Origin of the sequence: Clostridium pacaense, from assembly GCF_020709765.2 — a bacterium.
GTDB classification, from domain to species: domain Bacteria; phylum Bacillota; class Clostridia; order Lachnospirales; family Lachnospiraceae; genus Enterocloster; species Enterocloster hominis.
This window is the reverse complement of sequence record NZ_JAJFEB020000002.1, coordinates 218,461-243,263: the sequence shown is the minus strand read 5'-3', so window position 1 is coordinate 243,263 and position 24,803 is coordinate 218,461. Positions and strand designations below refer to the sequence as shown.

The 24,803-nt window shown below is 51.4% G+C and carries 22 protein-coding genes; 17 read left to right on the top strand and 5 right to left on the bottom strand.

The annotated features are described in order from the left end of the window. From LK536_RS34685 to LK536_RS34660, 6 genes are all read left to right on the top strand, one after another. A complete protein-coding gene (locus tag LK536_RS34685) occupies window positions 1-909 on the top strand; it encodes an ABC transporter permease (protein WP_227794619.1) in 909 nt (302 codons plus the stop codon). A 14-nt stretch (window positions 910-923) separates the two neighbouring features. Then, the gene (locus LK536_RS34680; RefSeq protein ID WP_008723749.1) at window positions 924-1,964 is read left to right on the top strand and encodes an ABC transporter ATP-binding protein; all 1,041 of its coding nucleotides are present in this window, start codon (window positions 924-926) and stop codon (window positions 1,962-1,964) included. Continuing rightward, the gene (locus LK536_RS34675) at window positions 1,964-2,959 is read left to right on the top strand and encodes an ABC transporter ATP-binding protein (protein ID WP_120058479.1); all 996 of its coding nucleotides are present in this window, start codon (window positions 1,964-1,966) and stop codon (window positions 2,957-2,959) included. The genes LK536_RS34680 and LK536_RS34675 overlap by 1 nt, the downstream gene beginning before the upstream one ends. Window positions 2,960-3,021: 62 nt before the next feature. Then, on the top strand, window positions 3,022-4,257 hold the full coding sequence (locus tag LK536_RS34670) for an amidohydrolase (RefSeq protein ID WP_227794618.1): 1,236 nt from the start codon (window positions 3,022-3,024) through the stop codon (window positions 4,255-4,257). Between the two features lie 11 nt (window positions 4,258-4,268). Next, entirely contained in the window at window positions 4,269-5,438 is a 1,170-nt protein-coding gene (iadA, locus tag LK536_RS34665; RefSeq protein ID WP_227794617.1) for a beta-aspartyl-peptidase, read from the top strand. Further along, on the top strand, window positions 5,425-6,621 hold the full coding sequence (locus LK536_RS34660; RefSeq protein ID WP_331472037.1) for a M42 family metallopeptidase: 1,197 nt from the start codon (window positions 5,425-5,427) through the stop codon (window positions 6,619-6,621). Before iadA ends, LK536_RS34660 begins: the two co-directional genes overlap by 14 nt. A gap of 53 nt (window positions 6,622-6,674) precedes the next feature. On the opposite strand, the gene LK536_RS34655 is transcribed toward LK536_RS34660, so the two are convergent. Beyond that, the gene (locus LK536_RS34655; RefSeq protein WP_506092082.1) at window positions 6,675-8,198 is read right to left on the bottom strand and encodes a helix-turn-helix domain-containing protein; all 1,524 of its coding nucleotides are present in this window, start codon (window positions 8,196-8,198) and stop codon (window positions 6,675-6,677) included. A 300-nt stretch (window positions 8,199-8,498) separates the two neighbouring features. On the opposite strand from LK536_RS34655, the gene LK536_RS34650 reads away from it, so the two are divergent. The 10 genes from LK536_RS34650 to LK536_RS34605 all read left to right on the top strand — a co-directional run bounded on the left by LK536_RS34650 (window position 8,499) and on the right by LK536_RS34605 (window position 20,927). Continuing rightward, window positions 8,499-9,464: an isocitrate lyase/PEP mutase family protein gene (locus tag LK536_RS34650; RefSeq protein WP_008723760.1), complete on the top strand. Its 966-nt coding sequence runs from the start codon at window positions 8,499-8,501 to the stop codon at window positions 9,462-9,464. Between the two features lie 17 nt (window positions 9,465-9,481). Further along, a complete protein-coding gene (locus LK536_RS34645; protein WP_227794616.1) occupies window positions 9,482-11,119 on the top strand; it encodes an ABC transporter substrate-binding protein in 1,638 nt (545 codons plus the stop codon). An 85-nt stretch (window positions 11,120-11,204) separates the two neighbouring features. Next, window positions 11,205-12,158 carry an ABC transporter permease gene (locus LK536_RS34640; protein WP_008723764.1) on the top strand — a complete coding sequence of 318 codons (954 nt, stop codon included), beginning with the start codon at window positions 11,205-11,207 and terminating at the stop codon, window positions 12,156-12,158. 5 nt (window positions 12,159-12,163) lie between these two features. Further along, complete coding sequence (locus tag LK536_RS34635) at window positions 12,164-13,051, top strand: ABC transporter permease (RefSeq protein WP_227794615.1); 888 nt, start codon at window positions 12,164-12,166, stop codon at window positions 13,049-13,051. Then, window positions 13,052-15,079 (top strand): dipeptide ABC transporter ATP-binding protein, encoded by a 2,028-nt coding sequence (locus LK536_RS34630; protein ID WP_227794614.1) that lies wholly within the window; start codon window positions 13,052-13,054, stop codon window positions 15,077-15,079. Between the two features lie 27 nt (window positions 15,080-15,106). Further along, window positions 15,107-16,408 (top strand): Na+/H+ antiporter NhaC family protein, encoded by a 1,302-nt coding sequence (locus LK536_RS34625; RefSeq protein WP_227794613.1) that lies wholly within the window; start codon window positions 15,107-15,109, stop codon window positions 16,406-16,408. Window positions 16,409-17,294: 886 nt separating this feature from the next. Continuing rightward, the gene (locus LK536_RS34620) at window positions 17,295-17,654 is read left to right on the top strand and encodes an ArsR/SmtB family transcription factor (RefSeq protein ID WP_008723775.1); all 360 of its coding nucleotides are present in this window, start codon (window positions 17,295-17,297) and stop codon (window positions 17,652-17,654) included. Window positions 17,655-17,695: 41 nt separating this feature from the next. Beyond that, window positions 17,696-17,914: a cation transporter gene (locus tag LK536_RS34615; RefSeq protein WP_008723777.1), complete on the top strand. Its 219-nt coding sequence runs from the start codon at window positions 17,696-17,698 to the stop codon at window positions 17,912-17,914. 69 nt (window positions 17,915-17,983) lie between these two features. After that, a complete protein-coding gene (locus LK536_RS34610) occupies window positions 17,984-19,909 on the top strand; it encodes a heavy metal translocating P-type ATPase (RefSeq protein ID WP_227794612.1) in 1,926 nt (641 codons plus the stop codon). A 208-nt stretch (window positions 19,910-20,117) separates the two neighbouring features. Then, window positions 20,118-20,927: a hypothetical protein gene (locus tag LK536_RS34605; RefSeq protein WP_227794611.1), complete on the top strand. Its 810-nt coding sequence runs from the start codon at window positions 20,118-20,120 to the stop codon at window positions 20,925-20,927. A gap of 259 nt (window positions 20,928-21,186) precedes the next feature. Here the strand turns inward: LK536_RS34605 and LK536_RS34600 are convergent, their stop codons facing one another. Together LK536_RS34600 and LK536_RS34595 are read right to left on the bottom strand one after the other, a co-directional pair. Beyond that, window positions 21,187-21,756, bottom strand: a complete 570-nt coding sequence (locus tag LK536_RS34600) for a nitroreductase family protein (RefSeq protein WP_008723780.1) — start codon at window positions 21,754-21,756, stop codon at window positions 21,187-21,189. A 37-nt stretch (window positions 21,757-21,793) separates the two neighbouring features. Continuing rightward, window positions 21,794-22,180 carry a metal-dependent transcriptional regulator gene (locus LK536_RS34595; RefSeq protein ID WP_008723782.1) on the bottom strand — a complete coding sequence of 129 codons (387 nt, stop codon included), beginning with the start codon at window positions 22,178-22,180 and terminating at the stop codon, window positions 21,794-21,796. Between the two features lie 217 nt (window positions 22,181-22,397). Here LK536_RS34595 and LK536_RS34590 point away from each other — a divergent pair, with 217 nt between their 5' ends. Further along, the gene (locus tag LK536_RS34590; protein ID WP_008723785.1) at window positions 22,398-22,565 is read left to right on the top strand and encodes a FeoB-associated Cys-rich membrane protein; all 168 of its coding nucleotides are present in this window, start codon (window positions 22,398-22,400) and stop codon (window positions 22,563-22,565) included. 108 nt (window positions 22,566-22,673) lie between these two features. On the opposite strand, the gene LK536_RS34585 is transcribed toward LK536_RS34590, so the two are convergent. Both LK536_RS34585 and LK536_RS34580 read right to left on the bottom strand, forming a co-directional pair. Then, on the bottom strand, window positions 22,674-23,420 hold the full coding sequence (locus LK536_RS34585; protein ID WP_120058484.1) for a glutamine amidotransferase: 747 nt from the start codon (window positions 23,418-23,420) through the stop codon (window positions 22,674-22,676). A gap of 58 nt (window positions 23,421-23,478) precedes the next feature. Then, window positions 23,479-24,777: a M20 family metallopeptidase gene (locus LK536_RS34580; protein WP_227794610.1), complete on the bottom strand. Its 1,299-nt coding sequence runs from the start codon at window positions 24,775-24,777 to the stop codon at window positions 23,479-23,481. Between the last annotated feature and the right edge of the window lie 26 nt (window positions 24,778-24,803).

The window sequence follows — 24,803 nt, the reverse complement described above, 5'->3', positions numbered from 1 at the left end:
ATGGAACATGAAGTACGTGCAGAAAAAACAAGCTGGTGGAAGCATTTCCTGAAATCCGAGTTTTTCTACCATTATAAAAATAATCTTCCTGCCATCATCGGCAGTATCCTGGTCCTGTTTGCCATACTGACAGCGGTTGCAGGCCGTTTCCTGGCGCCTCAGAATCCATATGACCTGACCCAGATAAGCCTGATGGATTCCTATCTCCCTCCGGCCTGGCTGGACGGCGGTAAACTGTCATTCCTGCTGGGCACGGATGAACAGGGAAGGGATATTTTAAGCGCAATCATCTACGGAAGCGCCAGTTCCATCATGATTGGCCTGGTGGGCATGGCAGCCTCCTGCTGCATCGGCACCACCCTGGGGCTGATTGCCGGATATTTTGGCGGGAAGGTGGATGCGGTCATCATGAGGATTGCGGATATCCAGCTGTCCTTCCCGTCCATGCTCATTGCGCTTTTTATCATGTCCGTGTTCGGCAGGGGCGTGGGAAAGCTTTTGATTGCCCTTACCATGGTGGGGTGGGTCACCTATGCCAGGACGGTAAGGGGCGAGACGCTGTCTGTTAAGAAGATGGAGTACGTGGAGGCGGCCAGGACCATCGGACTGCCCAACCGAATCATCATACTGAAACATGTGCTGCCCAATGTAGTTAATTCCATCATTGTGCTTGCAACCATACAGATTGGCAACTTTATCCTGACAGAGGCTACCTTAAGCTTCCTGGGAGTCGGGGTGCCCATTACGGAACCGTCCCTGGGACTGCTGGTAAAGACCGGATTTGACGTGCTGTTTTCCGGGCTGTGGTGGGCTTCCGTATTCCTGGGCCTGTATATCATGCTCATTGTGTTCGGCATAAACCTTTTGGGGGATTTCCTCAGGGATGAGCTGAACCCCAATCTGAAATAAGCGAGGTGGCTTTGATGGAAAATAATATTTTACTGGATGTCAAGGGCCTGAAGACCTATTTCCATACATTTAAGGGAGTGGTAAAGGCTGTGGATGACGTAAGCTTTACCCTGAAGGAAGGGGAGATACTGGGGATTGTGGGGGAATCAGGAAGCGGGAAATCCGTGACCAGCTTCTCCATCCTGAAGCTGGTGGAGGATCCCGGCGTGGTGGAAGCGGAGCAGATCCTGTTTGACGGCAGGGATTTGAGCCGGGCCAGCGAAAAGGATATGATAAAGATAAGGGGCAAGGACATTTCCATGGTGTTCCAGGACCCCATGACATCCCTGAACCCGCTGTATACCATACAGAGGCAGATGGAGGAGGTTCTGATCCTCCATGAGCCTCAGATGAACGCGGTCCAGAGAAAGGCCAGGTGCCTGGAGCTTTTATCTGCCGTGGGCATTCCCAATCCCCAGGAGCGGTTAAAGGAATATCCCAACCAGTTTTCCGGCGGCATGAGGCAGAGGGTAATCATTGCCATTGCACTGGCAACCAATCCCAGGCTTCTGATTGCAGATGAGCCTACCACTGCGCTGGATGTGACCATCCAGGAGCAGATACTGGAACTTATGAGGAAACTTGTGAAGGAGCATAATACGGCCCTGATCCTGATCACCCATGACCTGGCCGTGGTGTCGCAGATGGTGGACCGCATCAATGTCATGTACTGCGGCAAGCTGGTGGAGACAGGCAGCACAGAGGACATCGTGTCCTTTAACGCACATCCCTACACGGAAGGGCTGTTAAATTCCATCCCGAAGCTGTATGAGGACAGGGACCGTTTAGATTACATACCGGGCATGGTGCCCAATATGTTCGAACTGCCGGAGGGCTGTTACTTTGCGCCGCGGTGCAGGTACTGCCAGGAAATATGCAGGCATCAGCAGCCCGCGATGCGGGAGGTGGGGCCGGGACACCTGGCTGCCTGTCATTTCCCATTAAAAAAGAAGGATGACGGGAACAGGGATGCAGCTGTCAGCCCGGCTGCGGCCAGAACGGAGGAGGGTAAATGATGGAACCATTGATTGAAGTCAAAGATTTAAGCCAGGAATTTCATCTGACCAAGGGCCTTCTCCAGTCACTGCGTCTGGAAAAGGGCAAGATCGTGAAACAGGACAAGGTGGTCCACGCGGTCAACCAGGTGAGCTTCCGGATTGAAAAAGGCGAGGTGTTCAGCCTGGTGGGGGAATCCGGCTGCGGGAAATCCACCACGGCCAGGACCATCATACGGCTTCTGGAGCCATCGGGCGGACAGGTGCTGTATAAGGGCGCGGACATCAGCCATTTAAGCGCCCATGAGCTTTTGCCTTACCGCAAAAACATGCAGATGATTTTCCAGGACCCCTATGCCTCCTTAAACCCAAGACAGCGTGTGGAGGAAATCATCATGGAGCCCATGCTGTTCCATGGGATTGCAAAGGATAAGAAGGATGCAAGGGAACAGTGCATGGATATATTGAACCGTGTTGGGCTGCGGCCGGAACAGGCCGGACGGTATCCCCATCAGTTTTCAGGCGGACAGAGGCAGCGTATCGGCATTGCCAGGGCGCTGGCGGTAAGACCGGAGTTCATTATCGCGGATGAGCCGGTGTCTGCCCTGGATGTATCCATACAGGCCCAGATCCTGAACCTGCTGATGGATTTAAAGGATGAGTTCCATTTCTCATGCCTGTTCATTGCCCACGACCTTTCTGTGGTACGCCATATCAGCGACCGTCTGGGAGTGATGTACCTGGGGGCCATTGTGGAGGTGGGGGATAAGCATACCTTGTTTGGGAATCCCCTGCACCCCTACACCAAGGTGCTGTTTTCAGCCGTGCCCACCGTGGGGGAGAAACCGCTGGTGGAGCACATTGACGCAATGGGGGAGATTCCCAGCCCGGTAAACCTTCCGGAGGGCTGCTTTTTCTGCGACCGCTGTCCGTACGCCGTGGACAGGTGCAGAAGGGAACGCCCGGCACTCAGGGAAATCGAACCCGGACATCAGGCGGCCTGCCATATATTGTAAGCTGGATGGAGTACGGAAACCTGCTTTGAAAAGACATGTAATTAAGAAAAGAGGACAATGAGATGGAACCAGGACAGCTGAGCGGGGACAAAAAGGCCATAGCTGATAAGATAGACAGTATACGGGAGGGGCTGGTCAGCCTGTCCCACGACATCCACGCGCATCCGGAAACAGGATTTCAGGAATATCACGCAGTGGAAGCGGTAGAGGCATTTTTAAAGGGGCAGGGAATGGTGATGGAGAGGGATTACTGTCAGCTTCCCACTGCATTCCGTGTTGTGAAAAAGGGCAGGGGAGATGGCCCGGTGGTGGCATTCCTTGCTGAATACGATGCCCTCAGGGGGATAGGGCATGGCTGCGGCCACAATGTAATTGCCGCCTGCGCCGTGGGGGCGTTTACAGGCTTGGCTTCCCTTATGGAGTCCTGTGACGGGGAGATATGGCTGATTGGGACCCCGGCAGAGGAAGGCGGGGCCGGAAAGGTGCTGATGCTGGAGCGGGGAGGCTTTGACGGCGTGGATTTCGCCCTTATGATGCATCCCACAGGCGGCGGGGAGGCGTATAACTATATCAACCGGGGCGGGAGGGCAAGCGGTTGTGTAACGGTTTCCTTCCATGGAAAAGCAGCCCATTCATCCACTCCTGCTTCCGGCATCAATGCGCTGGGTGCGGCCATCAGTGTCTTTAACCAGATTGACATGATGCGCCCCACATTCCAGATTCAGGATAATATCAACGGGGTCATACTGGATGGGGGGACGGCGGGGAACATCATACCGGAGTTTTCCAGATGTGAGTTCTGTATACGCGCGGAAACCATGAAACGGGCAGAGGAATTGATTAATCTGATTAAGGGGTGCGTGAAGCGGGCAGAGGAGCTGACAGGCGCATGGGCTGAGACAGAGACAGAACCCGTCTACGCTGAACGGTATCCATGTCTTCCCATGTGCGAGGCGTTCAGGGACAATATGGGGCGTTTAGGAATCAGCATGTGCAGCCCAAAGCCAGGGGAGCTTTTTGGTTCCTCGGATATAGGCAATGTGTCCATCCGGATCCCGGCCATCCATGACTACCTGTCCATCACGGATGATGCTTCCATCGAAGCCCATTCATCTGGATACGCCAGGGCGGCAGCCGGGCCTGAGGCGGACAGGATCTGTATCCTGGGGGCCAAGGGGCTGGCCATGACAGGGCTGGACCTGCTGAAGGATAAAGGCCTGAGGGAGAAAAGCATTACATACCATAAAGAGACAGTCCCCTCCTTTTATGGTAGAATAGAGAACGGGAATTACGATTAAGGAGAGGAATCATGATAATAATAAGACAGGCCGATGTGTACAATCCCGAATACCTGGGAAAGAAGGACGTACTCATATGTGGGGAATCAATAGAAGCGGTGGGTGACCATCTGGAGGTTGGATGTGGCTGTCAGGAGATAGATGGCAGGGGGTGTCTGCTTGTCCCGGGATTGATTGACCAGCATGAGCATATTATTGGCGGCGGGGGAGAGGGAAGCTTTCGCACCAGGTCGCCGGAGATACAGCTGTCCTCCCTGATTGAAGCAGGGATTACCACGGTTCTGGGTCTTCTCGGAACCGATGACATGACGAGGAGTGTGGAGAACCTGGTGGCCAAGGCCAAGGCCCTGAAGGAAGAAGGAATCAGCGCATATGCCCTGTGCGGGGCCTACGGATACCCCTCCCCCACCATCACAGGAAGCGTGAAGAAAGATATTGTTTTTGTGGATGAGATCATAGGCGTGAAACTGGCGCTTTCAGACCACCGGGCGCCCAACATATCCACGGAGGAATTGATCCGGCTGGCAAGTGACGTGCGCACGGCCGGAATGGTCAGCGGTAAACCTGGAATCATCGTGGCGCATATGGGCAGCGGCTTCCGGCGCCTGGAACAGATTTTTGACGCGCTCAGGCGGTCGGACATACCTGTAAAGACGTTCCATCCCACCCATATGTCACGGACAGAGGAGCTTTTAGAGGATGGGTTCCGCTTTGCCAAAATGGGAGGATATGTGGATATCACCTGCGAGGATATACAGCGCATCCCCGAAGGAAAGCTGGGCACGGGGGCCATGCTCCGGCTCCTGGATAAGGCCAGGCAGGAAGGCGTGCCCATGGACCGTCTGACATTCAGCTCGGATGGACAGGGAAGCTGGTCCAGCTATGATGAATACGGACATTTAAAGGAAATCGGTGTCACGGATGTGGGGAACCTGTTCCGCCAGTTCAGGCATCTGGTATTGGAGGGCGCAGTGGACCTGACGCAGGCCCTTTCCTTCTTTACCTCAAATGTGGCAAAGGCGCTGGAGATTTATCCGAAAAAGGGATGTATTGCCAAGGGCGCGGACGCGGATGTGCTGCTGCTCCGTCCGGACCTGGCCCTGGATACGGTGATTGCCAGGGGCGCCATCATGATGCGTGATGGGAATGTACTGAAGAGGGGGACATATGAACATGATTGATATTGACATGATCAGGGACCTGTCCAACGCCTTTGGCCCCAGTGGATTTGAGGAAGAGGTCGTAAAGGTAATCGGGAGATACTTAAAGGGGATGGAAGTGGACAATGACGCCATGAACAATGTCTATGCATGGTTCAGGAAGTCCGGTCCCACGGACGCGGGGCATGGGACCGGGAGCGGGGGTCCCGGGGATGCATGCTCCGGGGATGGGTATTCCGTGGATGGGTGCGCCAGTAATGCATGTTCCGGGAGAAAGCCGGTCATCATGCTGGACGCCCACACGGATGAGTGCGGTTTCATGGTGCAGGGAATCATGGACAACGGCCTGCTGTCCATGGTCATGCTCGGGGGGATGGACCTGTCCAGCCTTCCGGCCCACACGGTCCTTGTCCGCACAAGGAGCGGAAAAAAGGTAAGGGGAATCATCACGTCCCGCCCCGTACACTTCATGACGGAAAAAGAAAGGAACGCGCCTCTGGACATAGAAGGCATCTATATTGATGTGGGGGCATCCAGCAGGGAGGAGGCAGAGGAAACATACGGCATCCGTATTGGGGATCCGGCCGCCCCTGAGGTGGCCTTTGATTATGACGGGGACCATGGGCTTTGTTTTGGCAAGGCCTTTGATAACCGCATGGGCTGCGCCTGTATCATCCATACCATGCGTGAACTGCAGGGGATGGACCAGGAACTGGCGGTGGACGTGGTGGGGGCCTTTGCTGCCCAGGAAGAAGTGGGGATGAGAGGGGCCTGCGTGACTGCGGCCAGGATCCAGCCGGATTTAGCCATTGTCTTTGAGGGCTCCCCTGCAGATGATTTTTACTATGGAAGGGAGAAGGCCCAGGGCGTCATGAGGGCGGGGGTACAGATACGGTGCATGGATAAGAGCTATATAACCAATCCCGCATTCCTGGCATATGCCCATGAACTGGGTGAGGAAAAGGGCATCCCCTGCCAGGATACGGTGAGGAGGGGAGGCAGCACCAATGCCGGTAAGATCAGCCTGGCAGGACGCGCGGTCCCCACGCTGGTGCTGGGGATTCCCAGCCGCTATGTGCACAGCCACTATAACTTCTGCGCAGTGGAGGATATCGAAGCCGCGGTCAGGATGGCTGTGGAGGTCATCCGCGGCCTTGATAGCCGCAGGATCGGGCTGCTGATGCACAGGGATATCCTGGAATGATGAAGAAAGTCAATATAAGTGCCCTGTATGGCTGGAAAGGCCATACAGGGCACTTATTCATATTCACGGTGATGCATGTGGACAATCTGAAGTCCCATCTCAATCTCCAGCCGTATATGGCTGTCATTATAATCGCAGTCCAATATCTGGGCAATGCGGTCCAGCCTGTTCAGCATGGTCTTATAGTGGATGAACAGCGATTTGGCTGCCTTGGCCGCGTTGCAGTTGGCTGAATAGTAGGCAGTAAGGGTGTCCACCAGATTGGTGTTGTATTTCCGGTCATGGCCCTGCAGGTGTTTCAGGCAGGCCGGTATATAGTTTTCAGCGGCTTCCCTGGCCGGTATGTTGCCCAGCAGGCGGAGTATGCCCAATGTTTCATAGCATATGATGGATTCATCTGTGGTGTGGGCGATTTTCAGCGCTTTTAATGCGTCCTCATAGCTTTGGCTGATATCGGAAATCTGCTGCTGCGTGGTCCCGATTCCTGAATACATTTTCTTGACGATTGATTTTGTCTTCAGCAGATGTTCTATCTGCTGGCAGGTGGCAATGGATTTCTTTTGCGCTGCATCCGGGGATTCAGGAGGAAACTGCCCTATCATATAAAGGCTGTCTGAGGAAGCGCGCAAAAAGTAGTAATCATCAGGATGATAATAATGGATCATGAATTCCAGTATCTCATAGTAAACAGCTGTCCCTATCTTTTTCTGGCTGCCCCATGCAGCAAAATCCAGATAAATCACGATATACAGGCGTTTGTCCTTAAAGCCAAGGAGGCCGGCCCATTCTGTTATGGTTGCGGGATTCAGGCGGCCTGAGTTGGTGATGGCGTCCATCAGCCCGTTGCGGCTCCGGTTCACAACCGTGAAGACAGACTGGCGCATCTCGTATTCAATGGCCAGCGCGGAGATGACTGTTTTAAGCGCGGAATAAAACAGGGGGTCCGGCGGTTCCTTGCAGTTTCCCACAATCAGGAATTCGATTATCTCCCCAAACCGGTACAGGGGTATGATAAGGCAGGTCCCCATGTCCTTTCTCAGGATTTTCCCCATGTACACGGGGCTTTGGTCCAGATGTCCGATTACCTGGGAATGCTCCGGAAGCTGGTCAAAGAAATCCGATGACGACATCATATCGGTGGGATTCATGGTGGGTTCAATCACCATCACCTTTTTCTCCAGGTTGGAGGTGATTGCCTGGAGCAGGTCCCTCATCCTGATATGGTAGCCGTTCTGAAGCGTTTCCAGGAAACGCTGGGTTAAGACAAGCTGGTACTGGGACTCAAGAATCGGATACAGGTCCGGGCAGGACCTTGTAAGCAGGGTAAGAATATGGCATAAGGAGCTTACACCTACATCCACATAGGATAACATATTAAAATCATCTGGAACCGGGCAGGTTTTGCGCATGGAAGGACCTTCCGCATAATCATAGAGAATGAACAGGCAAAGGTCCGGCTCTGCCATATCCTCAGGGAGCTGGACGGGTTTTCTCAATACGCAGATATGATGGAATGTCTTCTCTGATGCGGTTAACGGATATATGGATGAATCTATGGTAAATTCTGCCAATAGCATTTGGGCTGTGTGAGGGATAATGGAAAAATTCAACGAAAGCTCTCCTTTATGTCCGGCCATCCGGCCATGCCGGGCGGCCCTGTATCCTGTGGGTCGTTATCAATGGTAAGTCAATTGGAAGGACCGCGGCTGCGGCCGGTTATTTTACATACTATTATTATGATACTAAATTAATAGTGAGAAAAGAATATCCAACTAGGATAATAATACACACATATTTATAGAACAGTGTTCCATTCTCGCCAAAGTGACTATATGGTATTATAAAAAAAACGAAAACGAAAGGCGGTATGTAACAAAATGGCTAAGAAAACCCTAAGGGAATATATGGATCAGAACGAATTCTTTTATGTCCCGGAAATTTATGATTGTATCTCCACAAGAGCAGCGGAAATGAATGGGTTTCAGATGGTTATGATTTCCAGCAGTGATTTCGCATGTTCCCAGACCGGCATACCGGATTTGAACCTGTTGTCCGTAGATGAGTACTGTCATATGATAGAGCGGATTACCTACATGACGGACATGCCCCTGTTTGTGGATGCGGATGAAGGCTTTGGGCGTCCGCTGCAGACCTATCACGGATGTAAACGCATGGCCAGGGCAGGCGCTGACTGTATCCTGATTACGGACGGCAACGACCTGAGCCGCCCCGGTCTTGCCACCATCCAGGACGCATGCAGGCGGCTGCGGGCTGCAAAGGACGGAATGGAGGGAACCGACTGTCTTCTGATGGCCAGCTGCAAGCATGAGGTGGACGAGGACTTTGACGGTTTTGTGGAGCGGTGTGAGCGGTATATTGAAGCGGGTGCGGATATCATATGCCCCCTGGAGATCAACCGTTCCAAGAAGTACGGAGGCAAGCTGGGCGCTGCCAAAAAGGTGGCGGAGCATGTTAAGATACCGTTCTGGTACCCGGACCTGGATCCGGGCGATAAGGCGGAGGACGCAGAGGACCTTCTGAAATGGGGATATCATTTTACAGGAATCCACTATTCCTTCCGCTCAGCCATGTACGCCATGCTGGATACGGGGCGCCATGTGTTTGAAACCCGTACCAATGATTATGTAATGGAACACTATGACTATACCGGATATCATTTTTACTATTCACCCATGACCTGTTTCCTCAGTGATGGGAAATGGGCGGACCTGGAGACCAGGTATGTGGATAAACCGGAAGACGCATTGGCAGTGCGCAAGCAGAAGGGGTTCTGCGGACCCACTGACAAGCTGGTACCGGATAATGAGTTAACGCAAAGGTAGAGAAAGGGAGGATTAGGATGAGAAAGTGTATTTCGTTGGTAGTAGCGGCAGCATTGGCCGCCGGTTTGCTGGCGGGCTGCGGGGGCAGCGGTTCCGGCTCCAAAGGACAGGAAGGCACGGCAGCGGCCGTAAGCGGTGAATCAGCAGAAAGCGCGGCAGGGCAGATGGAAGCAGCTTCTGATGCAAAGGCAGGAGGAACATTGAAAATCGGTGTCAACACGGAATGCGTACATACCATGCTGAGCTTTGACCTGACCGGCGCCGGGGTGGACTATTATTATTCCTGGCCCGTGTACGAATCCCTGTTTAAGCCCAATGCAGAGGGAACCGTGGACCCGTGGCTGTTAGAGGATTACTCATATGACCCCGAGGCATTGACCTATACGTTCCATGTGAGGAAGGGGGTTACCTTCTCGGACGGCACTGTCCTGGACGCGGAGGCGGTCAAGTGGAACCTGGACCATTACCTGGAGGTGGGCGCTAAGGTAGAGGCGCTTCTGTCATCCATTGAATCCGTTGAGGTGGTGGACGAGTATACGGTCCAGTTGAACCTGAACAAGTGGAGTTCCATCCTGCCATATGCATTTTCAAGGGAATGCGGTTATATGTTCTCGCCGGACTTCTTTGAGAAGAACGGGGAGGAGTATTATAAGGAACATCCCTGCGGCACAGGCCCGTTTGAACTGACAAGTTGGGATTACGATGTCTCCAAGACCTTTACCAAGAGGGACGATTACTGGGGCGGGGACGTGAAGTTGGACAGTGTGGAGTATATCATCTATAAGGATGCCCTTGTATCCAGCGCTGCCCTCCAGTCCGGGGAGATAGACGCAATCCTTGCCCTGAACGCGGAGAGCGCGGACGCGCTGAAGGCTTACGGCTATGATATCAAGACCTGTTCCGTAAAATCACATTCCTATCTCCTGTGCTTTAACTCCCTGAATAAGACCGGGGATGACCCCACAGGGGACCTGAAGGTACGCCAGGCCATCTGCCATGCAATTGATACGGATGCGCTGGTCCAGGCGGTCTGGGGAGATTACGGGGATGTGAGGAACCAGTTCGGCGTTGGGACCCACTATTATAGTGAGGATGTGAAGGGATATGACTATGATCCTGAAAAGGCAAAGGAACTGCTGGCCGAGGCAGGATACCCGGACGGCTTTGAGATTTCCCTGAAAACAGAGGAAACCTCCGCGCTTAAGAATGCAGCAACCATTATCCAGTCCTATCTTGCGGAGGTGGGGATTAAGGTGAACCTCAGCATTTTATCCGGCGCGGACGCCAATACGGCTGAGGCAGGCTGGGGTGAGGGAATGTGGCTCCACGGCTCCAGCGTGTATGTCAGCGTTCCCATGCAGATGGCCTCCATGTTCCGCCAGAACCTGACCGGACATGTCCTTGGCATCAACAACCTGCTCCGTCCGGATGACGTGGAGGCGGCCCTGGCAACCTCTGTCATGGCGGCGGACGAGGACGAAGCAGTGAAAACGGTGGGCGAAGCCAACCGCCTGTTAACAGATGAATACTGTATCGTATATAATCTGGCAGAGGTTGCGACCCTCTTTGCCGTCAACGATTATGTGAAGGATTCAGGAATCGGCGAGGTGTTCTATTCAGTTGCGGACCTGGGAAATGCCTGGCTGGATAAGTAAACAGGATATGATGTAAATACTGCCGGCCGGGAGCAATCCAGACCGGCAGTTGAATAATAAGAAAGATATTTGATGAGGGCGTAACATGATAAAATATGTTGGGAAGAAAATCGCCACAGCGGCAGTGCTGATCCTGCTGGTTTCATTCCTGGTTTTCATCCTCATGCAGAGACTGCCGGGAGATCCGGCAACCATTGCATTGGGGGATGCGGCCAGTGCTGAGGCGATTCAGGATTACAGGAACTCCTACGGGCTTAATGACCCGGTTTTAGTCCAGTACTGGAACTGGATAACGAATATATTCTTAAGGTGGAACTTCGGCAAATCCATACTGAATGCAAGGGATGTGACGACTTATATCAATGAACGGCTTCCCAATACAATCTCCATCGGGCTTCCGGGTCTTGTGTTTGGCGTGCTGGCCGGGATTATAGTGGGTATCATCTCCGCTGTAAAGAGGGGGACCTGGATTGACCAGGGGCTGACCCTGATTGTTAACTTTTTCCTGGGCGCACCGCGGTTTCTGGTTGCCATATTCGGCGTCATCATCCTGGGGCTGCAGATGCACCTGATACCCCTCCAGGGCTATACGGCGCCCTGGGTGGATTTTGGGGAATATGTACATAAGGCGTTCTGGCCGGTTGTGGTCAATGCCATCTATACCACCGCCATCCTGGCAAGGCAGACCCGCTCCAACATGCTGGAAGTGATTAACCAGGATTATGTGAGGACGGCGAGGGCCAACGGACTGTCGGAACATAAGATTATTTTCAAGTATACCCTTAAGAATGCGCTGATACCTGTAATCACCATTATAGGACTTCAGATGCGCAATATTGTTGCAGGCGCGGTTATTATCGAAAATGTTTTCAATATACCAGGAATCGGACAGATGCTTGTATCAGGCATCCAGCAAAGGGACTATTTTATTGTCCAGGGCTGTGTGCTGATCATATCTATGGTTACTGTATTCTGCAACCTGTTTGTGGATATCGCATATGGGTTTATTGACCCGCGGGTAAGAAAGTCAATGGGGTGATGAAAATGGATAATGATTTCGCAAAACTGCAGCGGGAGACACGCAAGAGGAACAGGAAGCAGGCCCTGGGCATCTTTTTCGGACGCGGTATCATCGTGAAACTGTGCACGGTGGTTGTGGTGGGCTTTATTTTCATGGCTGTATTCGCTGACTGGATAACGCCCTATGACCCTGCTGCCCAGAACCTGGTGGAAAAACTGCAGACTCCGTCGGCCGCCCACTGGCTGGGGACGGATTTCCTTGGAAGGGATGTGCTGAGCCGCGTCATATACGGCGGCAGGGTGTCCATGTATGTAAGCCTTCTGTCCGGCTCCTTTGCCGCTGTCATCGGCATCGGCCTGGGGCTGGTGGCCGGATATGTAACCGGTATGGTGCGCAGGGTAATCATGGGGATGACGGATATCATACTGAGCATACCCGGAATGGTGTTCACCCTGATCATAGCGGCAATCATGGGAACCGGCGTCATGAGCCTTACGCTGGCAATCGGGATCGGCATGATACCCACCTATATCCGCATGGTAAACGGGCTGTTGCTTTCCCTAAAGGAAAATGATTATATTGTGGCATCCAAGCTGGTGGGAAGGCCGGAAAGCAAGATATTGCTAAAGCATCTGCTTCCCAATGCATTCCCGTCCCTGATTGTACTGTATACAATTAACCTGGGCAATGCCATCATGACGGAATCGTCCCTGAGTTATCTGGGGGTCGGCATCAACCCGCCCACAGCCACCTGGGGCAACATGGTATCCGATGCCTATGCGTACCTTTTACAGGCGCCGTGGCTGGCAATGATTCCGGGAATCTGTATTATCATACTGATTATTTCATTTAATGTTGTAGGAGATGGCCTCCGTGATGCGCTGGATCCTCGGTTAAGGGGGAAGTTGTAAATGCCTGAAAAATTATTGGAAGTAAATCATTTAAGGACCTCTTTTTTTACGGCTGAGGGAGAGGTCAAGTCGGTCAGTGACGTATCCTATTATGTGAACCGTGGGGAAGTCATTGCCATTGTGGGTGAAAGCGGCTGCGGCAAATCAGTGACGCAGATGTCGGTGATGCAGCTGGTACAGACACCGCCGGGAAGGATCATCGGCGGGGAGGTGATGTTTGACGGGAAAAGCCTTCTGGAGTACGATGCAAAATCAAAAGAAATGAGGGCTATCCGGGGCGCCGGGATATCCATGATATTCCAGGAACCCATGACCTCCTTAAATCCAGTGCTGACGGTTGGGGAACAGCTGTCGGATGTCATATGCACCCATTCCCATCTGAGCAAAAAAGAAGCATGGAAAAAGGGGATAGAGGCCCTGGCCGCAGTCGGCATACCGGAGCCTGAGGCCAGGATGAGGTGCTATCCCTTTGAGATGAGCGGCGGCATGCGCCAGAGGGTAATGATTGCCATCAGCGTGGCCTGCGACTCCAAGCTGATCATTGCGGATGAGCCCACCACTGCCCTGGATGTGACCACCCAGGCGCAGGTCATGGACCTTCTGATTGACATGGTCCATAAGTATAATAAATCCCTGATCATCATCACCCATAACCTGGGACTGGTGACCCGGTACGCCCAGAGGGTTTATGTGATGTATGCCGGGAAGATTGTGGAATCCGGTACAACGGAAAAGATACTGACCCACCCGGAACACCCATACACCCTGGGACTTCTCAAATCCGTCCCAAGGCTTCAGGATGATAAGGATGAGGAACTGGTGCCGATTATGGGAGCGCCGCCCGTGCTTTCAAAGCTGCCCCAGGAGTGCGCCTTTCTGCCAAGGTGTGTATATGCCTGTGATACATGCAGGAAGGAAAAATGCCCGGAATTAAGGCAGGTAGGGGACGGACACTTTGTGGCCTGCCATAGAAACGTGAGGGAAAATGGAACCGGCGCGGCAGGCACCTCCAAGGCGTCCGGGACTGTCAGGGAGGATGCGGGGGAAAAGGGAGAGATCCTTCTGAAGATAGAAGGGCTTAAGATGCATTTCCCTGTAACAAAAGGTGTGTTCGGGGTACATGCGGGAACCGTGAAGGCTGTGGATGACATATCATTTACAATCAGGAAAGGGGAAACCTTCGGACTGGTAGGGGAGAGCGGATGCGGAAAGACCACCACAGGCAAATGTATCCTGGGAATCAATCAACCCACGGACGGCAGTATCTACTACAAGGGCAGGCAGATAGCGGGCATATCCGCCCGTGAGTTTGCCCCGTACAGAAGGGAGATACAGCTGATTTTCCAGGATCCTTACAGCTCCCTGGATCCCCGTAATTCGGTCTATTCCATTTTAAGGGAGGCCATTATCTGTGACGGGGTCAGCAAGACCCAGAAGGAGATATCGGACCGCATCCATGAACTGCTGCGGATTGTGGACCTGGATCCGGGCATGAGCCAGAGATTCCCCCATGAGATGAGCGGGGGGCAGAGGCAGAGGCTGGGCATTGCAAGGGCACTGGCCTGCAACCCGGAGGTCATCGTATGCGATGAGCCTGTATCGGCTTTGGATGTGTCCATTCAGGCCCAGATCATTAACCTGTTCAAGAAAATCCAGAGGGAACTGGGAATCACCTACCTCTTCGTGGCCCACGACCTGGCGGTGGTCCGCCACATAAGTGATAATATCGGTGTGATGTACCTGGGGCATCTGGTGGAGGTCACAAAATCCTCCGACCTGTATGCCAATCCCATACATCCGTATACCCAGGCCCTTCTGTCGGCAGTGCCGATTACGGATTACTATGAAGAGCAGAAGAGGGAGAGAATCATCCTCCAGGGAGAGGTCCCAAGCCCCATGAACATGCCAAAAGGCTGTCCCTTCCACCCGAGATGTGCATACGCCACCGAACAGTGCAGGAAGGAAGTGCCAAGGCTTAGGGAGGCCGGAGGGGGCCATCTGGTTGCATGCCACTGTGCAGTGCATTAAAAAGCAGGAAAACAAGGAGAAACAATTATGGCGGAAGCAGTAACATTGCTGGTTTTTGTGCTTATGCTTCTAGGATGTGTCTTGACAGATATTTCCGTGATATATGCATTGATAGGAGGGCTGGCCTGTTTTAGCATCTATACCTTATACAATAAATATCCGGTTTCTGAGCTTGGGAAAATGCTGTGGAAAGGGGTGAAGGATTCCAGGACCATACTCATTGTATTCATACTCATCGGCTTTCTGACCGCTGTCTGGAGGGCGTCCGGCACCATACCGTGCATTGTCTATTATTCAGCGTCCTCCATGGCGCCCAGGTATTATCTGGTGCTGACATTCCTGCTCTGCTGCGGGATGTCGGCTCTGACCGGCACTTCCTTTGGGACCGCGTCCACCATGGGGGTAATCTGTGCAAGTATTGGCAGGGCCCTTGATATACCGTCCGTGTACATCGGCGGCGCGGTCATGTCCGGCATTTATTTCGGTGAACAATGTTCCCCCATGTCTTCCAGCGCATTGCTGGTCTGTGAACTGACGGATACGGACATCTACGTGATTATCGTAAAGGTCTTACGGCAGGTGTTGGTTCCGCTGCTTATTACGGCCGCATTATACCTCTATCTAGGCAGGGGGTGGGGGAACGGGGCCGCAGAGGTGGAAAGCACCAGGATATTTACCTCCGCTTTTTATCTGGCTCCGGTTACGCTGCTGCCGGCAGGAATCATCATCCTGTTCTCCCTGTTCCGGGTCAGGGTGGAGCTGACCATGCTGGTCAGTATTGTGGCGGCGGCCGTAATCTGTGTGGTTTACCAGGATATGGGAATCGTCCAGGTCATGGACATCATGGTGCGGGGGTATCATGCCGGGGATATAAAGCTGGCGGCGCTGATTGACGGGGGAGGGCTTAAATCCATGGTAAGCATCGGGGCCATTGTGGCAATTTCATCCGCCTATTTTGGGATTTTCAGCGCCACCAACCTGCTGTCCAACCTGAAACAGTGGGTGCTTGACCTGGCATGCCGCAGCAATGTTTTCTTCGTGACAGTGGTGGTTTCCTTCATTACCTGTGCCATCAGCTGCAACCAGACCCTGGCAACCATGCTTACCTGCGAGATGACCAAGACACTGACGGAAAAAAAGGAGACACTGGCAGTGAACCTGGAGATGTCGGTCATCGTGATTGCCGGCCTCCTTCCCTGGAGCATTGCATGCGCGTTTCCCCTGTCAGTGGTGGAGGCGCCAAAAGAAAGCCTGATATTTGCAGTGTATCTGTATATGGTACCCTTGTGGATGGTCCTGAAGTCATTTTTCTTAAAACGCAGCAAATAATATGTTTATCAGTAAAGGGCGCATTTCCGTATGGAATGTGCCTTTTTGATGTGTCCTTTTTCATATATCAGCATTCAGACATGGATGCAGCCCAAACTGCTTACGGCGGTTATATCTATGTTGGGGAATGGGACAGGGATTATATTTTGGTTTAACCCTATAAGTCAATCAACCGCATCCAAAACATTACCCAGGAACTAATCCGTGAAATGGACGACGGCTAAGGTAATTAAAAGCAGCCCTATGCCTATACATATACATAGTTTCTCTTTCCTGATTTCTTTTTGAAAGAAAAGAAGCAGGTCTCCCGAATGGTTGGCTTGATTATGACGGCCCAAAATCGTATATAACAATAGAATGAATGACAAGAATACTAAAAATATCAGGATTCGTTCTTCGATGGATGGAATCAAAAACTGCCCTATTACCATGCACAATATGGTGGCAAAATAAACTATTTTATTTTGACCATACTGGAAAGAAAGCCCATTTTGATAATTTTTATATATTACTTTTGCAAAATAAATTATGGAAGATACTAAAAACAACAGATAAATTATCATCAATAGCCCCCCGTTCATAATCTGCCCCGCACAAAATGGGAACAATGTACTGCTTCCTGTAAGATTAGCTAAATTGTAACAAAGTAAAATATAAAGTGCAATATGTATACATAAATACTAATTAAAGTGTAATAAAATATTTGTTTTTTATACACGTTAACCATATTAATGCTATCTAAAATCGTGAAAATTATTCCGTAATAATTTTTTTGTGGATTCATAAAAAAGGGTTGACATTTTTAAGATTCAGCATATAATGTAGATATAAACATATGAACAATCATTCATATGAACAGACGTTTAAAAAGAAGGGGGTTAACCGCATGGCAATGAATGACGTGGAGTGCTGTGACTTTTACCAGGTCCATGAGGATGTGGTGAAGTCGGTCACGGCTAAGATGCCGGATGAAGATGAGCTTTATGACCTGGCTGAGATATTCAAGGTATTCGGCGATTCTACCAGGATTAAGATCCTGTATGTGCTTTTCGAGTCGGAGATGTGTGTATGCGACATTGCACAGCTTCTCAACATGAACCAGTCAGCTATTTCCCATCAGCTGAAGATCCTGAAGCAGAACCGCCTGGTGAAGAGCCGCAGGGAAGGCAAAGCCGTGTTTTATTCCCTGGCGGACGGACATGTAAGGACCATTATCAACCAGGGTCTGGAACACATTGAGGAATAGGTAATATTTTTATAATAATATGATAAATGGAGGATATGATAATGAAAAAGAAATTCAAATTACAGGACCTGGATTGCGCAAACTGTGCAGCTAAGATGGAGGAAGCCATCAAGAAGATTGAGGGCGTGGCAGACGCCAACGTAAGCTTCATGACCCAGAAGATGACAATCGACGCAGAGGAAAGCAGGTTCGATGAAATCATGAAGGAAGTCGTGGCTGTATGCAGGAAGGTTGAACCGGACTGCATCATTCAGATGTAAACTCTGTCAGGTGGCGCCTACGCCTAATAAAATGGAGCAGGCCCTGCCTGTTCAGGAAAGGAAATCATTATGACAAAGAAACAGAAGGCAATGCTATTGCGGATCATAGCCACGTTCATCGTATATATCCCTTTGGCGGTGGCGGACCATATGGAGGCGCTGCCGGAGGGACTGGGTACCTGGGGGAAGCTGGCGGTCTACCTGGTTCCCTATGTGCTCATTGGATGGGATATTGTATACAAAGCATTCCGCAACATTAAGAACGGCCAGGTTTTCGACGAGAACTTTCTTATGTCAGTAGCCACCTTTGGCGCATTTGGGATAGGAGAGTATTCAGAGGCAGTTGCAGTCATGCTGTTTTACCAGGTAGGCGAACTGTTCCAGAGTTATGCGGTAAACCGTTCCAGGCAGTCCATCACGGAGCTTATGGACATCTGTCCTGAATACGCCAACATTGAGGAGGACGGACAGCTTAAGCAGGTGGACCCGGATGACGTACAGGTGGGCGATATCATCGTGGTTAAAGCCGGGGAGAGGATTCCCCTGGACGGCAAGGTGGTATTCGGTGACTCCATGGTGGACACCTCGGCCCTTACCGGTGAATCGGTTCCAAGGAAGGCCGGAGTGGGTGATGATGTCATCAGCGGCTGTGTCAATGGAAGCGGGCTGCTCAGGGTGCAGGTTACAAAGGAATTTGATGATTCCACGGTTGCCAAGATCCTGGAGCTGGTGGAGAATGCCAGCAGCAAGAAAGCGCAGGTGGAGAACTTCATCACGCGTTTTGCCAGGTATTATACGCCCATAGTTGTGATCGCCGCCGTGGTACTGGCGGTCCTCCCGCCCCTGCTTTTGGGGCAGTCATGGTCTGAGGGCGTAAGAAGGGCATGTACCTTTCTTGTAATCTCCTGCCCCTGTGCCCTTGTCATATCAGTGCCCATGAGCTTTTTCTCAGGAATCGGCGCAGCGTCCAGAAGAGGCGTGCTGGTTAAGGGAAGCAATTATCTGGAAGCATTGTCCCAGATGGATACCATTGTATTTGATAAGACAGGAACGCTGACTAAGGGTGAGTTTAAGGTGACGGAGATTCATTTGGCGGATGGGAGTGTGCCTGATGGGAATGCAATTGGTGTAAATACAGCGGACGCAGACCTGTCCGGGGAAAAGCTTGGCCTTCTGGAACTGGCGGCCCTGGCGGAAAGCTATTCCGACCACCCCATATCCCGCTCAATCAAGGATGCCTGGGGCAGTGCCATTGACATGAACCGTGTATCTGACACGGAGGAGATTTCCGGTCATGGGGTAAAAGCAGTCATAGACGGTCATGTGGTCCTTGCAGGCAACAGCAAGCTGATGAAGGAAATGCAGGTGGGCTACAGGGAGTGCCCCAGCATCGGCACCGTGGTTTATGTAGCGGAGGACGGTGTGTTTAAAGGTTCCATCGTGATTTCAGATACAATCAAGGAAGAGGCATATAAAGCCATCCATGACCTTAAGAAGGTAGGCGTCAGAAGGACCGTCATGCTTACCGGTGACAAGAAGGAAGTGGGCGAGGCTGTTGCCTCCCGTCTGGGGCTGGATGAGGTCCATGCAGAACTTCTGCCCGATGGGAAGGTGGCCAAGGTGGAAGAGCTTCTGGCAGGCCTTCACGGCAAGGATAAGCTGGCATTCGTGGGGGACGGCATCAATGATGCGCCGGTGCTCTCCAGGGCCGATATAGGAATCGCCATGGGAAGCATGGGTTCCGATGCGGCTATTGAAGCAGCGGACATCGTCCTTATGGACGATGACCCGTCCAAGATATCGGATGTGGTGCGCATATCCCGCAAGACCATGTCAATCGTCAAACAGAACATTATATTTGCACTGGGAGTCAAGGCCATCGTACTTTTGATGGGAGCCTTTGGAATGGCAAATATGTGGGAAGCCGTGTTTGCGGATGTGGGCGTGTCTGTGATAGCAATCCTGAATGCAATGAGGGCTTTGTCATTAAAATAATGTGTAGGGAAGTGCGTGTATTGTGAAGCGGGAATCAGGGCTTTGCATTGCACGCACTTTTTTTGTGAGATGGTTCAGATGGAATGGGTGATTAACCGCTTTTTAGGGGACAGGGTCTGCCTGCGGGAGTTAAATTTATTGTTGGTTGGATAGGATGGGTGTATAATACTTCTATCTGAGGATGGGGCGTGTTGGATGGAGGGAATGGATGGAGAAGACAGGACATGAAATGGAAGAAAAAATGGAGGAGGATATTCTTATAAAAGCGCCTGCCATTACAAGGGTTGTGGGCATTATTGGACTGTTATCCGGCTGTCTCATGTCATTTTGGTGTTACCAGGATTACCTCAATGGGAATGAGACTGCTTCTGTGGGCATTGCCCTGGGATTCCTTATGATTCCGGGAACCCTGGGTATATGGCTTTTATGTTATAGCTTCCGGCTTGTCCGTGTGAAAGGGGAGGAAATCCTGTTCCGGGATTTCCTGCTGCGGAGGCATTTTTACCATATGGATGACATATGCAGGGTGGAATGGGAAGCAGACGGTTGTGCCTTTATGGGGGAACGGGGAAAGCTTTTCAAGGTTTATGATTATGGCTGTTCCTGCGAAATGTTACTTGAAGAATTGGAGATGCGCGGTGTGGAGGTGGACATACCGGGGCGGGTATTCGGCTCAACCGGAATTGCCGCGTCCCACCCATGTCCTGACAGGCGGCATTTTACGGTCCGGTTTACAGCATGGTCCGTTCATGCTGTGGGAAGGCTGGAAGTAAAGGGAAGGGAGATATCGGTTCATAGATGGTTTGATAAGGATATGGTATTTCCTGTAACGGATATAAAGGAAGTCCGGATCAAGGTGAACAAGGAGGGCAGGATGTTTGCCTGGATTTACCTTAAGAATGGCAGGCGCCTGGCTAAGCTGAGCAGTATTGTGACGGATGGCAGGGATGGTAACTGTGTGTTTGCATTCCTTCGCCACCAAGACCATTACCCCACAGGCCCCCCAATGTGCGGATGACCGTGATGAAATGGGCCATATATCTGGCGGATATTTTTATTTTAATCCTGCGCCGGAACGGGTAGTGAAGGGCATACTGGATATGTTCCTAAACATGGTAAAAAAGAAGAAAGTTAAATTACAAAGCCATGTATGCCTGCCGGAAGACTGGATGAGGGGAGGGCAGGGGCAATAATCTGTCCTGATCATGCAGTTAATACAGCCTTGGGCAAATAACGGTGAATATGGCACCCGCTATTTACACAAGGCTGTACGACTACTAAATCAGGATATCATCCAGGCTCCGTTTTGGCACATAGTGGATTTGATTTTTGTCCCTGTAATAGGTCGTGCTTCCATCCTCATTCAGCGGCACCAGCACAACCTCCTCCTTTGGCTTTCCAAGGGCCAGGACCAGGCTGACGGAATACTGTTCCGGGTTCAGGTCCAGAAGCTTTACAAGTTCGGCGCGGCGGCAGTTTCCGATGATACAGCCTCCGTACCCCTTTTCCACGGCGCTGAGCATGATGGTCTGGGCCGTGATGCCTTCATCCCACTGTCTGTTCTTACCGATGGACAAATCGCAGACCATGATGATGTATGCGCTGGGCCGTTCGCCCGGCGCAGGGCCGTCCCAGTCCTTTAAGGCAGCGGCCCATCCGATGGTTGGGAAAATCCGGGCGCATTCTTCCCTGTCACATATAATCTTATACTTTAATGCCTGGGAATTGGCTGCGCTGCCCGTAATCCTGGCAGTATCCACCATATCCTTAAGTTCCTCATAAGGTATGCGCTCCTCCTCATAAAACCTCCGGTAGGAACGACAGCTGGCAACAAGATCTTTTATCATGGCATTGTCCTCCTTGCATGGCATGCTGTGTTATCCGCTACATATTCTCCGGCAGTTCGTGCCCCTGGGTAATATGGCGTTTGATGGCCTCGAACGTGTCTGCGCTCAGTACATGTTCCATACGGCATGCGTCCTCGGCCGCTGTCCTGGCATCCACACCCAGATAGATAAGCCAGCTGGAAAGCATGGTATGCCGTTCGTACATGGTATCTGCAATGGACTGGCCCGCGGCAGTAAGGGTAATATACCCATGCTCATCAACCAGGATATATCCGTTTTCACGCAGGTTTTTCATGGCCACACTGACGCTTGGCTTGGAGAAATTCAATTCATTGGCAATATCGATGGAACGTACACAGGGCTTTTCCCTGCCAAGCATTAATATGGTTTCCAGATAATTTTCTGCTGACTCCTGTATCTTCAATGCGTAAACACCCCCGTAGTTTTGTCTGATACCGCAAGGCGGTACCGGCTGGTCATCCTTAAGTGTAACATATAAAAAAACGATTGACAAGAGAGTTAGAAAGTGTTAATCTGAGTATGAAGTTAGAAATAACTAACCATGGACGTTTTAACGGCTGCACGGATGTTTTTCCGGGCGACTGGGATGGATGACAGATCAGATAGAAAGGAGGATGGATATGAATCTCCCAACCTTTGTAATATTACTTATATTGGCCGTGGCTGTAGGCGCGGTGGTGCGCAAGATGATAAAGGATAAGAAGGCCGGCAAGGGCTGCTCCGGCTGTTCCGGCTGCAGCGGTGGATGCTGTGGCGGGCATCAGGATATGCATATGGAGCGTAAATAGGCAGTTTGGATAGGATGCAGATAGGGAATGGACAGATAACGGGATTGGATCCGGCAGGCGTACGTATGCTTGACCGCCGGATTCAATCCCGTTCTTACTATATTGTATTTATTTATCCGTGAGCCATTTTGCCAGATTGCAGAAGATTTTCCCATATCCGGGCCATGTACAGAATTCAGGGGGAGCCCAGTGGGGAGCGCAGTCCGTTGTAAATGCAGCGGAACGTCCCTTTCCATATTTGCCAAGTGCAATGAAAGGATTATCCTCTACCTTAACGGGGACGTCTGCTTCCGGTTTGGCAATGGTTTTGTTATAGCCCAGTATAAGAGGCCACTCCATGTCAATCCCGTTTAAAATCTCATGCTCCGCCGCTTTAACCGGGCGTACACCCTCGCAATGTTCCATCCGGTCATCCGTTGGAAGAATCCGGACAGGGAGTACATCCTGGACAGGGGTGTCCTGCCATTTTCCCTTGGCATCAACCCCGGAAAATGTGAGGTAGCCTCCAATCATTAAGAGCGCTCCTCCCCCGAGGACGTAATCTTTAATAAGACTGCACCGGTTAGGCTGGATTTTGCTCTTGGTAAAGGTAAGTGTGGGCAGGAGCAGCGTGTTGGCGCCTATGTCCGATAGTATGATAAGGTCATATTGCCTCAATCCATCCATGGTGAACGGAAATTCCTCTGTGGCAAGATGGTTGGGTAGGAAGGTGAATTCGTAGCCTCCTTCTTCCAGCGCTGCCTTAAGGTACTTTTCGCCTGTTTCATATACTGAAGTATAGAAAGCGTCAACCCCCTTTACGTGGGTTGTATGACTCATCCATGATTCTCCTGCAAGCAGGATGTGTTTTGCCATTTTACACCTCTTTTCTGTCCTGTCCTCATGGACTTTTTAACGTTCAAAAGGGCAGGGGTTATTTACACCAATTGATGATCATTGCCGCAAGCATTTTAATACTGGTGATGTATTGGTCCAGTTCGATATATTCGTCTGCCTGGTGTGCAATAAGGGGGGAACCGGGACCGAAGTTGATGGTGGGAATCCCTTGATGTACGTACCATCCCATGTCAGAATGGGCGCCCAAACCATTAACCGTAACAGGGGATTGGACTGTTCCGGCGCCTTCGGCCATGGCTTTTACAAACGGTCCGTCAGCAGGCGTCTCGGCACAGTCTGCATCCAGAAGCCACTGCACATGGGGCCTGTTTTCCCTAAGCCACTCATCAGTATCAGCCACCTTATCCACAAAATCCTCGATTTCCTTCTTGATCCTGCTTCCCCGGTAATGTCCGTCCAGATCCTGAGGCAGGTACTGGGCGTCAAAGATGATTTCAGCACTGCCTGCATAGGCTGACGGATATTCCCCTGCATGTACGCCTGCCACGAGAAGCTGGCAGGGAATTTTCATGAGAGGATGGGTTTTTCTGGTAGCCCAGTACCGGTTGAAGTTGTCGATTTCATTCAGATAAAGCTGCAAAAGTTTTACAGCATCCACACAACCGCCCTGTGACCAATGGGACTGTGCCATCTCAATGTGTCCTGCCCTGCCGGGGATTATGATTTTACCCCACAGTATGCCCCGGCACATGGGGCCGATTTCCAGGTTAGTAGGCTCTGTCATGATGGCGCCGTCGGAATGGATTCCTCTGTGGACATAATCCAGACTTCCCATTCCCCCCGCTTCTTCATCTGGTACCGTATTTACCTGTATATCTCCCCGGAGTTCAATATTACTTTCGATAACAGCTCTTGCAGCCATGATCATTGCTGCAATACCGCCTTTCATGTCGACGGCACCCCGTCCATACATCCTGTTTCCTTCAATCGTGGCGCCAAAAGGGTCCCTGGTCCAGCCTTCGCCCACTTTTACAACATCAGCGTGGCCTGTCAGGAGCAGGGAACGGCCATTGCCGGTTCCCTGGTAACAGGCATAGAGGATAGGCCTGTCATGCATGGGGCGCCCTTCATAATAACCGGGATAATCCTTGTATTCCTTAAGAAGGCCGGAATCTGTTTCCCAAAGCGTTACGTCAAACCCCAGCTCTTTCAGGCTTTTTGCAAGAAACTCCTGAACCTCTTTTTCCGTGGTATATTCCTGATAGTCAGAAAACCATGGATTGATACTTGGTATCCTTATTAACTGCTGCAGGAATCCTACTGCCAGTTCCTTATTTTCATCTATCCAGGTTTCAACCCGTGAAAATGTATCCATATGTAGTATCCTTTCGGTATTCTGAT